The sequence below is a fragment of the Bacteroides sp. MSK.20.82 genome (assembly GCF_019052485.1).
GTDB lineage: Bacteria > Bacteroidota > Bacteroidia > Bacteroidales > Bacteroidaceae > Bacteroides > Bacteroides thetaiotaomicron.
Genome location: NZ_JAHQUN010000049.1, coordinates 24842 through 36818, shown reverse-complemented (window position 1 = coordinate 36818; position 11977 = coordinate 24842). Strand labels below are relative to the sequence as shown.

The following is an 11977-nucleotide window of genomic DNA, read 5'->3' as shown; positions in this document are numbered from 1 at the left end:
TCAACACATAGCAGCTATTAGAGATAAACAAGTCAACCATTATTAGGGAAGTACAGAACTATTATTTTTTTGCCTAATGAAACTTTAGTTTCACGGTCTTGGAACTAGAGTTTCCAGCGCTTGAAACTTTAGTTTCTGCAGTTTGGAACTAAAGTTTCTTCAGCTTGAAACTATTGGTTTCAAGGCTTTGGAACTATAGTTTCATTGCATGGAAACTAACTAAGCTAAGGTATTCCTGACTTATCATTCCAAGAGGTCAGTATATTATTGTAGCAGGATATAATAACACAGCGTGACGACATTGTGATAGCAAAATATGCTGTCACAATGCCGTCACGCTGTGCTGTCACCTCTTTATTAGTTTATAATCAGTGCGTTATCTATCATTTGGTGACAGATGACAGCAATTTTGGATATTTCAATTCTCTAGTAGAGCGGCTCAAAGCAATTTATTCCTTTTCGTATTGTTATGAGCTAAATGATAGTCGGTTCTATCTTCCATTCTCCTCCTTCGGGAAGGAGGAGAGTTGAGTTACTATTGTGTGCTACTGTTTAGTTCATTCCTAAACAGATTTGAATTATTTCCGCACGTCATTTATTTTTTCCGGCAAATACAATCCTTCAAGTGATCGTTGATAAATCCCGAAGCCTGTAAGTGAGCATAACAAATCGTTGTTCCAAAGAATTTGAATCCGCGCTTTTTCATGTCCTTACTCATTGCATCGGATTCGGGAGAAGATGCTGGAATCTCGCTCAATGAACAAAAGGTATTGACAATAGGCTTTCTGTCGGGAAAGAATGAGAGAGTGTAGTCGTAAAAACTACCGAACTCCTTTTGTATAGCAAGGAATTGTCTGGCGTTGGTAATGGTCGATTTGATTTTCAGACGGTTTTTCACAATGCCTTCAAAGTGCATCAACCGTTCTACATCTTCATCGGTCATCTGTGCCACCCGTTCGGCATCAAAATCGCAAAAGGCTTTGCGATAACCCTCCCGTTTTCTGAGGATGGTTATCCAGCTCAGCCCCGCCTGGGCACTCTCCAGCACAAGAAACTCAAACAGCGTCTTGTCGTCAGTAACTAAATTTCCCCACTCCTGATCATGATATTTCACATACAGTTCGTCGGTTCCACACCAACCACAGCGTCCGTTTACTATATCTTGCATAATTATTTCTTTTATTCCTTGCTTTAACAACCCAATCAAACAGAAAGCAAATACTTCTTGAAGTCTGCAAATTCTTTCGTCATTTGCAAGCTCTTCTTCTCCCCTTTCATAAATTCCTGCAACTTGGCAGGTATTTCTACCGCTTCGCCAATGATACTTTCTACAGTTTCAAGGAATTTAGCAGGATGAGCAGTTTCAAGGAAGACTCCCGTTTCGCCTTGTTTCAGTCCTTCTTGCAAAGCGCGATAACCGCAGGCTCCATGAGGATCGAGCAGGTAATGATGTTCCTTCCAGGTTTCTTTCACAGTTTCGCGAATCTGCTCGTCGGTATATGTAGTTCCCGAAATCTCAGCGGAAATGTCAGCATGAGAACCGCCATACAAGTCAAGCACACGGGCAAAGTTGCTCGGATCACCCACGTCCATAGCGTTGGCAATGGTTGCAACGGATGGGCGGGGATTATATTTACCTGTTTGCAGGTATTGATAGAATATATCGTTGCGATTGTTGGCAGCAATAAAACGTTTGACAGGCAAGCCCATCTTTTTGCCGAACAATCCGGCTGTGATGTTTCCGAAGTTTCCGCTAGGAACACAAATCACGGCATTATCGGCTTTTCCGGCACGCTTCAGCTGTGCATAAGCATAGAAATAATAGAATGCTTGCGGCAGGAAGCGGGCTACATTGATAGAATTGGCGGAAGTCAGTGACAGATGTTCGTTCAGTTCCTTATCCATGAAAGCAGCTTTTACCAGTGCCTGACAATCATCAAACGTTCCGTCCACTTCGAGAGCGGTGATATTCTGTCCCAAAGTAGTGAACTGCTTCTCCTGTATTTCGCTGACTTTTCCTTTCGGGTAAAGTACATATACATGAATACCTTCCACCCCCAGAAAACCGTTGGCAACGGCACTTCCCGTATCACCGGAAGTCGCTACCAGCACATTCACATCCTTCTGCCCTTCTTTCTTGATGAAGTAGCCCAGCAAACGTGCCATAAAACGGCCGCCTACATCTTTGAAAGCCAGAGTCGGTCCGTGGAAAAGTTCCAGAGAATAGATGTTGTCCGCCACTTTCACCAACGGTACATCAAAGCTCAATGTGTCATACACTATTTGTTTCAGGGTATCGGCAGGGATGTCTTCGCCAAAGAAAGCATCGGCTACACGATAAGCAATCTCCTGAAAAGACAAAGTATCTATCGTATCGTAAAATTCTTGGGGAAGAGGCTTGATAGTCATTGGCATGAAAAGTCCTCTGTCGGCGGCAAGCCCTTTTACTACAGCTTCCTGCAAAGAAGCCATCGACGCTTGTTTATTTGTACTATAGTATTTCATTGGATATTCTTTTGATTCATAAATTCTTTTATAAACTCATCTTCTTTCAACACACCGTAAATGCCGTCGCATGCCGATATCTCGTCATACGTCTGCACTTCATCCGGTTCGATGCCCGGATACCAGATAAGGAACGGTATAGGATCGGAGGTATGGGTGCGAAGTTCGCAGGGAGTAGGATGGTCGGGCAATACGGCAATCGCCACAGGCTCGTCCCAGTCCTTCACTGCTTCGTAGATAGGGCCTACAGCACGTTTGTCGAGGTTCTCTATCGTCAGGAGTTTCAGATCGATATCCCCTTCGTGTCCCGCCTCATCACTGGCCTCGATATGAAGATAAACGAAATCGTCCGTCTTCAGTGCTTCCAGAGCGGCAGCTACTTTATTCTCATAATTTGTATTATACAGTCCGGTGGCTCCCTCTACCGCAATACGGCGTAAGCCGGCATAATATCCGATTCCGTTAATCAAGTCGACAGCCGAAATAACTGCTCCTTTCTTTACTTGCGGAAAAGTTTCGGAGAAAGCAGGCATCTGCGGACGATAGCCGGGGCTCCAAGGCCAGATGCTGTTTGCAGGGTCCTTGCCTTCCGACATCCGTTTCAGATTCAACGGATGGTTCTTCAGCAGTTCCTGTGATTTAAGAATAAGATCATTGATAAGGTCCGCCGTTTCCTGCGCTTCCGGCACTAAGGGTTTCACCATTAACGGGCGGAAAGGTTTCAACGGAACATCGTGCGGAGGGGTGCAATCCAGTTCTTTATTCCCCCCCTTGATAACAAGCAGATGACGATACTGAACTCCTGTGTGGAAACGTATGCGGTCATTCCCCAGCTTCTCTTGCAGATACTGGATCAGTACATCCGCTTCTTCCGTAGATATATGTCCGGAAGAGTGATTCTTCAGAATCTCTCCTTCCACGCAAATCAGATTACAACGCATCGCCATTTCTCCCGGTTTCAGGTCTACACCGATACTGGCTGCTTCAAGCGGCCCGCGTCCTTCGTACACTTTCGGAAGATTATATCCCAACACGGACATATTGGCAACCTCACTACCCGGATGGAAACCTTCGGCAACAGTTATCAAACGTCCATTGCGTCCCATGCGGGCTAACTTATCCATATAAGGCGTCTTCGCATATTGCAGGAGCGTCTTGTCCCCCAATGACTTCACTGGCCAGTCGGCCATTCCGTCTCCCAGTATGATAATATGCTTCATTTTAACACCCCTTATTTAAACGTTTGCGATACTCATGATATCAGCGAATACTCCCGCAGCCGTTACTCCGGCACCGGCACCGTATCCTTGAATCATCATCGGATATTCTTTATAGCGTTCCGTAGTCAGCAAGATGATGTTGTTGCTGCCTTCCAGTCCGTAGAACGGATGGTTGGCACCCACTTCCTGAAGGCCGACAGAGGCTTTTCCGTCTTCTAGTTTGGCAACAAAGCGCCAATGTTTATGTTCTTTCTCCAATACCTGACGACGGGCTTCGAAGTCTGCGTCGAGGCTCGGCACTCGTTTCCAGAAGTCGTCCAGCGAACCTTCGAAGAAGTCGTTCGGAACAAAGAGATTCTTTTCTACGTCTTCCTGCTCGATATGGTATCCGGCTTCACGTGCCAGAATCACCAGTTTGCGGATCACGTCTTTTCCGCTCAGGTCGATACGCGGGTCCGGTTCGGAATAACGTTCTTCCTGTGCCATCTTGATCGTGCGGCTGAAAGGAATGTCAGCGCTGATCTTATTAAAGATATAGTTCAATGTACCCGAAAGTACAGCTTCAATCTTCAGTATCTTGTCACCACTGTGAATCAGGTCGTTAATGGTATTGATAATCGGCAGTCCCGCACCTACGTTTGTTTCAAACAGGTACTTCACACCCCGTTGACGGGCAATCGTTTTCAGTTCGCGATAGTTCTCGTAAGCCGAAGACGCAGCGATCTTATTGGCTGCCACTACGGAAACGTTGTGCTGTAAAAGGTCTTTGTAAAGTGATGCAATGTCGGGGCTTGCCGTACAATCCACGAATACGGAGTTGAAGATATTCATTCCGACTATTTCGTCACGGATCGTCTGCAAGTTACTATCCTTGCCTTTCTTCTGCAACTCCTCACGGAAATTGGCAAGGTCAAATCCCTCACGACTGAACATGGCTTTCGCAGCATCGATGATACCTACGACGTGCAACTTCAATCCGTTCTCCATCATCAGCTTCTGTTGCTGGCAACGAATCTGTTCTACCAGACTGCCGCCAACCGTACCGATACCGCAGATAAAGAGATTCAATACCTGATATTCGGACAGGAAGAAGGAGTCATGGATAACGTTCAGAGATTTACGCAATGACTTGGAATCGACAACAAAAGAAATGTTGGTTTCCGAAGCTCCCTGCGCGCAAGCGATTACATTGATACCATTACGTCCCAGTGTACCGAAGAGCTTACCTGCTATACCCGGTGTATGCTTCATATTCTCGCCAACGATTGCCACCGTAGCCAGATTTCTCTCTGCAAGGATCGGAGAAATCTCTCCCATCTCGATCTCTTTCGCAAATTCTTCATTCAGCACTTCACAAGCCAGATCGGCATCAGCATTCCGAACACCGATAGAGGTACTGTTCTCTGATGAAGCCTGCGAAACAAGGAATACACTGATTCCATTCTTTGCCAAAGCCTTGAAGATACGGTAGTTTACACCGATCACACCTACCATACCCAGCCCCTGAACAGTGATCAGACTCGTATCATTGATAGAGGAAATACCTTTAATGGCCTTACTCTGCGGATTGGAAGTCTCTTGCTTGATAACTGTTCCCACTCCGTCAGGATTGAACGTATTCTTTATTATAATAGGAATATTCTTATGACATACCGGATAGATCGTCGGCGGATAAACAACTTTCGCACCGAAGTTACAAAGTTCGGTTGCTTCTACATAGCTCAATTCGGAAATAGTATAGGCAGTTGAGATCACACGCGGATCGGCAGTCATAAAGCCGTCTACATCGGTCCATATCTCCAGACTGCCGGCATCGAGCGCTGCGGCAATAATGGCAGCCGTATAATCCGAACCACCACGACCGAGATTCGTCACGTCTCCCGACACCTTATCCGAAGAAATAAATCCGGGAACCAACGACACTTTCGGAATGGAATGGAAAGCCTCTTTTACTAACTGATTAGTCAGATCGGCATCAATCGTATGTTTATTATGCTTCTTTTCAGTCTTGATAAAAGTACGCGAATCAAACCATTTTGCCTCATCGATCAGTTCGGCAACGATGATGGACGAAAGACGTTCGCCATAGCTGACAATGGTATCCGATGTTTTCGGGGAAAGGTCTCTGATCAGATAGATACCCTGGAAAATGTCTTTCAACTCATTCAGCAATTCGCCAATCTGACGTTGCAATGCCACTTGCCCTGCTCCGGCAGGAATCACTTCTTTAATCATCTCCACATGACGATAGACGATTTCGCGGAACTCTCCTTCGTAGGCCGAATCTCCGGCTGCCGCCATCTTCGATGTATTAATCAATTTGTCAGTGATGCCCCCTAACGCGGAAACAACTACAATTACCGGCTCACTGGCCGACTCTACAATTCTCTTTACACTTAAAATGCTGTTCACGGAACCTACGGACGTTCCGCCGAATTTCATTACTTTCATGAAGATACATATTTAAATACAATCCCCTCGAGTATAGTTATTACAGGGTGATTGGTTGTTTACGAAAAAATTAAAATTGAGTTTTGCCTACTTACACAGGCGTGAATCACGTAGATACACAAATACTATCCATTAACCCCAAAGGGTCATGGTACACATGGATGTGACTGTATGTGGATAGTACTTCATCATAGTCTCTGTTTCTACCATTGTTTTTGATAAGTGTCGCAAAAGTAATAATAAAAACGTTCAATCTATCACTTTTTTCGGTTTTTTTCTGATAAAAAGAACATCCCGTCTCTTTTCCCTCCCATAAAAGCCCTGCACTTTTATGACATTTTGCTATTTATATATCGTTTATATTATTATATTTGCAAAAACAACAGCATAAAACCAGCATATGACCCCGTTAAATACTTCCGTATTGTTAATATACACCGGTGGGACAATTGGAATGATTGAAAACACCGCAACAGGCGCATTGGAGAACTTCAACTTCGAGCAACTCCAGAGGCATATCCCCGAATTGCAAAAATTCAACTTCCCGATTGATACTTATCAGTTTGACCCTCCGATGGACTCTTCGGACATGGAACCCGATATGTGGAGAAAGCTGGTACACATTATTCATGAGAACTATGATCTCTATCATGGCTTCGTTATTTTGCACGGAACGGATACGATGGCTTATACAGCCTCCGCCCTGAGTTTTATGCTGGAAGGACTGGACAAACCTGTGATCCTTACGGGCTCCCAACTCCCGATAGGGGTGCTCCGCACGGACGGAAAGGAAAACCTGATGACAAGTATCGAAATTGCCGCCGCACAGGATAAGGAGGGGAAAGCACTCGTTCCGGAAGTCTGCATCTTCTTTGAGAATCATCTGATGAGGGGAAACCGTACGACAAAGATGAACGCGGAAAACTTCAACGCATTCCGCTCATTCAATTACCCGGTATTGGCGGAAGCAGGTATTCACATTAAATATAATCAGGCACAGATTCATGTCAACAAAAGCAAGCAGGAGTTAGTGCCACATTATTTATTGGATACGAACATCGTGGTTCTCAAGTTATTCCCCGGCATTCAGGAGAATGTAATAGCTACGATGTTAGGGACCAAAGGATTAAAAGCGGTCGTACTCGAAACGTATGGTTCCGGCAATGCTCCCCGAAAGGAATGGTTTATCCGCAGGCTTTGTCAGGCCAGTGCGCAGGGGATTGTCATTGTCAATGTAACCCAGTGCAATGCCGGAATGGTGGAGATGGAACGTTACGAAACGGGGTACCAGCTACTACAGGCAGGAGTGGTCTCCGGATATGACAGTACGACAGAATCGGCTGTGACTAAATTGATGTTCTTATTGGGACACGGATATACTCCGGATGAGGTTCGTGATCGTATGAATCGGTCGATAGCTGGTGAGATCACTCTATAAGGACCTTTTGTTTAATGCGTTGAACAGATTTTATCCGAATTTGTTTTGCGCGTTGAACAAATTATGCCTATTTTTGTATTCCATAGAAAACAAATAAGGATATGGATACACTAATCAGAAGATATAAAAGGTTACTAACAGCCACTTCCACTACTTATATCAGGAGCTTAATGGATACAATCAATTGGGATAACCGACTGATTGCCATCCGCGGAGCACGTGGAGTCGGAAAAACGACTTTAATGCTTCAATACCTGAAACTTCATTATGCAAACGATAGTCAGAGCGCCTTATACACAAGTCTGGATAGTCTGTATTTCACTCAACATACGCTTAGCGAATTGGCTGAACAGTTTTATCTGAAAGGAGGAAAATGTCTCTTTCTGGATGAAGTACATAAATATCCATCCTGGAGCAAGGAGATTAAAAATATATATGACGAGTTTCCCGAACTGAAAATAGTATTCACAGGCTCCTCCTTACTTCAACTTCTGAATGCAGAAGCAGATTTGTCACGCCGATGCATATCATACAATATGCAAGGACTCTCTTACCGTGAATATCTGAAGTTATTTCATCAGATTCATATCCGCCCCTATACATTGGAAGAGATCTTGGAGAGCAGTGACGGAATTTGCAATGAGGTCAACTCTCAATGCAGACCACTGGCTCATTTTGAGGATTATCTGAAACATGGGTATTATCCTTTTTATCTGGAAGGAAATGCAGAGTATTATACACGAATCGAGAATATAACGAATTTGATACTTGAGATTGAACTTCCCCAACAATGTGGAGTAGATATCAGTAATGTACGGAAATTGAAAAGCCTGTTAGGTATCCTTTCCTCCGAAGTTCCGTTTATGGTGGATATCACTAAGCTCTCTGCCCTGGCAGAACTCTCGCGTACCACCATTCTGGCCTATCTGCAATATTTGGACAGAGCCAAGTTAATTCATCTTCTTTATTCGGACAACGACTCTATCAAAAAGCTACAAAAACCGGATAAGATATACATGGAAAATACCAATTTACTTTATGCGCTGACTTTCAAGGATGTGAACAAGGGCACATTGAGAGAAGTATTTATGGTGAACCAACTTTCTTATCTGCATAGAGTAGAATACTGTACACGTAGTGCAGACTACACGATAGACAGCAAATACACAATAGAAGTTGGCGGAAAAAGTAAGGACGGAAAACAGATAGCTGGCAGCAAAAAGGCATTTATAGCCGCAGATGATATAGAATATTCAGCAGGAAACAAAATTCCGTTATGGGCATTCGGGTTCTTATATTAAAGGAAAAAGAAAATGGCAAAAGAAAAAACCGTATATGTATGCAGTAACTGCGGACAGGAATCACCGAAATGGGTGGGCAAGTGTCCGTCGTGCGGAGAATGGAATACGTATGTAGAAGAGATCGTACGGAAAGAAACGACTAACCGCCGTCCGGTATCGGGCATCGAGACGCAGAAAGCGAAACCTGTTATCCTCAGCGAAATAGAAGCCGATGATGAGCCGCGCATCAATATGCACGACGACGAACTGAATCGTGTATTGGGCGGAGGACTTGTGCCCGGCTCTCTGGTTTTGATCGGCGGCGAACCAGGAATCGGAAAATCGACACTCGTCATGCAGACTATCTTGCGTATGCCGGACAAGAAGATTCTCTATGTATCCGGTGAAGAAAGCGCACGACAGCTGAAACTACGCGCCGACCGCCTTTCGGAAGTCTCCAGCGACTGTCTGATCGTTTGTGAAACTTCACTTGAACAGATTTACGTGCATATCAAGAACACCAGTCCCGACCTGGTCATTATCGACTCCATACAGACTATTTCCACGGAAAATATTGAATCATCTCCCGGAAGCATTGCCCAGGTAAGGGAATGTTCGGCATCGATTCTCCGTTTTGCCAAAGAAACGCATACACCCGTCCTGCTGATCGGACATATAAATAAAGAAGGCAGTATTGCAGGCCCAAAGGTACTGGAGCATATTGTAGATACAGTTCTCCAGTTTGAAGGAGACCAGCATTATATGTACCGTATTCTGCGAAGCATCAAGAATCGATTCGGAAGCACTGCCGAACTAGGTATTTACGAAATGCGTCAGGACGGATTACGTCAGGTCAGCAATCCTTCGGAGTTATTGTTAAGTCAGGATCATGAAGGGATGAGCGGAGTAGCGATTGCTTCTGCTATCGAGGGAGTACGCCCGTTCCTGATTGAGACACAGGCTTTGGTGAGTTCTGCCGTCTATGGAAATCCTCAACGGTCGGCAACCGGCTTCGATATACGGAGAATGAATATGCTTCTGGCTGTCCTCGAAAAGCGCGTAGGCTTCAAGCTTGCGCAGAAAGATGTGTTTCTGAATATTGCCGGAGGATTGAAGGTGAATGATCCGGCTATTGACCTGGCAGTGATCAGTGCCATCCTTTCTTCCAATATGGATGCGGCTGTCGAACCGGAAGTCTGTATGGCAGGAGAAATCGGTCTGTCGGGAGAGATACGCCCCGTAAATCGAATAGAGCAGCGAATCGGAGAAGCGGAAAAGTTAGGATTCAAACGGTTCCTGCTTCCGAAATATAATCTGCAAGGGATTGATACCCAAAAACTAAAAATAGAATTAGTACCTGTAAGAAAGGTGGAAGAGGCATTCAGAGCACTCTTCGGATAAGTTTAAATTAATATAAATCCATGACACAAGAATACCAACTCCGCATCCTTCCCGAAATCGCAGCAAACGAACAGCGACTGAAAGAATATATATCTAAAGAAAAAGGCATTAACCTGCGTAATATCACTGCTACCCGAATACTGAAACGGAGCATCGATGCACGTCAACGGACTATCTTTGTCAACCTGAAAGTACGGGCATACATTAATGAGATGCCCAAGGAGGATGAATTCGAACGCACTATATATAATAATGTGGAAGGCAAGCCACAGGTTATCGTAGTCGGTGCCGGTCCCGGCGGACTGTTTGCCGCCTTACGCCTCATCGAACTCGGACTACGTCCGGTTATCGTAGAACGGGGAAAAGATGTGCGCGAACGGAAAAAGGATCTGGCACAAATCAGCAGAGAACATACCATAAATCCGGAATCGAACTATAGCTTTGGTGAAGGAGGTGCAGGAGCCTATTCGGATGGAAAACTTTACACCCGCAGCAAGAAAAGAGGAAATGTAGACAAGATACTGAACGTATTCTGTCAGCACGGAGCTTCTGCGGCTATACTGGCCGATGCCCATCCTCACATTGGGACAGACAAACTCCCGCGTGTCATTGAGAATATGCGAAATACGATTATCGAGTGCGGCGGAGAAGTGCATTTTCAGACCAGAATGGATGCACTGATTATTGAGAACAACGAAATCAAAGGTATTGAAACCAACACAGGAAAGACTTTTCTCGGTCCTGTGATACTGGCAACCGGACATTCCGCAAGAGATGTATATCGCTGGCTGGCTGCAAACGGTGTTACGATAGAAGCCAAAGGAATCGCTGTCGGTGTCCGGCTGGAACATCCGGCTATGCTGATCGACCAGATACAATACCATAATAAGAACGGACGGGGGAAATACCTTCCTGCTGCCGAATACAGCTTCGTGACACAAGCTGAAGGCAGAGGAGTCTATAGCTTCTGTATGTGTCCCGGCGGTTTCATTGTTCCTGCCGCCAGCGGCCCGGAACAAGTTGTAGTAAACGGAATGTCTCCTTCTAACCGCGGATCGCGTTGGAGTAACTCGGGAATGGTGGTAGAGATTCAACCGGAAGATTTAATTAATGGAGAATGGAAAATGGAGAATGGAGAATGGGCTGCGCAACAAAATGAGCAGTTATTAGCCATTAACCCATTGCTGAGCAATTCTCAGCTCTCGACTCTCAATACTCAACTTACTCCCCTTCACTTTCAGGAGGAGTTGGAACGTCAATGCTGGTTGCAGGGTGGCAGGCGCCAAACGGCACCGGCACAACGTATGCTGGACTTTACCCGCAAGAAGTTAAGCTATGATTTACCGGAGTCTTCATATAGTCCGGGATTGGTTTCTTCCCCGCTTCATTTTTGGATGCCGGACTTTATCAGCAAAAGGTTATCTCTCGGTTTTCAGCAGTTCGGGCGTAGCAGTCATGGTTTCCTTACGAATGAAGCGGTGATGATTGGTGTGGAAACCCGCACTTCTTCGCCAGTCCGCATCGTACGGGATAAGGAGACGTTACAGCACGTCACTGTTCGCGGACTGTTTCCCTGCGGAGAAGGTGCAGGGTATGCAGGTGGAATTGTTTCGGCAGGAGTAGATGGAGAACGGTGTGCGGAAGCGGTAGCTAATTATATAAACCAACAGTAAAAACTCAGC

8 protein-coding genes are annotated in these 11977 nt (G+C 45.2%); 4 read left to right on the top strand and 4 right to left on the bottom strand.

The genetic code is table 11. The features are described 5' to 3' along the window. Positions 1–595 precede the first annotated feature (595 nt). The 4 genes from KTR07_RS23640 to thrA are packed head-to-tail and all read right to left on the bottom strand — an operon-like array spanning position 596 to position 6176. Positions 596–1168: a DNA-3-methyladenine glycosylase I gene (locus tag KTR07_RS23640; protein WP_008764076.1), complete on the bottom strand. Its 573-nt coding sequence runs from the start codon at positions 1166–1168 to the stop codon at positions 596–598. A 35-nt stretch (positions 1169–1203) separates the two neighbouring features. Beyond that, entirely contained in the window at positions 1204–2505 is a 1302-nt protein-coding gene (gene thrC, locus KTR07_RS23635) for a threonine synthase (protein WP_055229370.1), read from the bottom strand. Then, the gene (locus tag KTR07_RS23630; protein ID WP_117981743.1) at positions 2502–3725 is read right to left on the bottom strand and encodes a cofactor-independent phosphoglycerate mutase; all 1224 of its coding nucleotides are present in this window, start codon (positions 3723–3725) and stop codon (positions 2502–2504) included. Before KTR07_RS23630 ends, thrC begins: the two co-directional genes overlap by 4 nt. Before the next feature lie 15 nt (positions 3726–3740). Then, a complete protein-coding gene (thrA, locus tag KTR07_RS23625; protein WP_008764079.1) occupies positions 3741–6176 on the bottom strand; it encodes a bifunctional aspartate kinase/homoserine dehydrogenase I in 2436 nt (811 codons plus the stop codon). Between the two features lie 400 nt (positions 6177–6576). Here thrA and KTR07_RS23620 point away from each other — a divergent pair, with 400 nt between their 5' ends. From KTR07_RS23620 to KTR07_RS23605, 4 genes are all read left to right on the top strand, one after another. Beyond that, a complete protein-coding gene (locus KTR07_RS23620) occupies positions 6577–7614 on the top strand; it encodes an asparaginase (RefSeq protein WP_048694770.1) in 1038 nt (345 codons plus the stop codon). A 101-nt stretch (positions 7615–7715) separates the two neighbouring features. Next, on the top strand, positions 7716–8915 hold the full coding sequence (locus KTR07_RS23615) for an ATP-binding protein (protein WP_008763756.1): 1200 nt from the start codon (positions 7716–7718) through the stop codon (positions 8913–8915). A gap of 12 nt (positions 8916–8927) precedes the next feature. Continuing rightward, entirely contained in the window at positions 8928–10295 is a 1368-nt protein-coding gene (gene radA / locus KTR07_RS23610; RefSeq protein ID WP_072066141.1) for a DNA repair protein RadA, read from the top strand. Positions 10296–10315: 20 nt separating this feature from the next. Further along, positions 10316–11968 carry an NAD(P)/FAD-dependent oxidoreductase gene (locus KTR07_RS23605; RefSeq protein ID WP_117981742.1) on the top strand — a complete coding sequence of 551 codons (1653 nt, stop codon included), beginning with the start codon at positions 10316–10318 and terminating at the stop codon, positions 11966–11968. Positions 11969–11977: the final 9 nt, after the last annotated feature.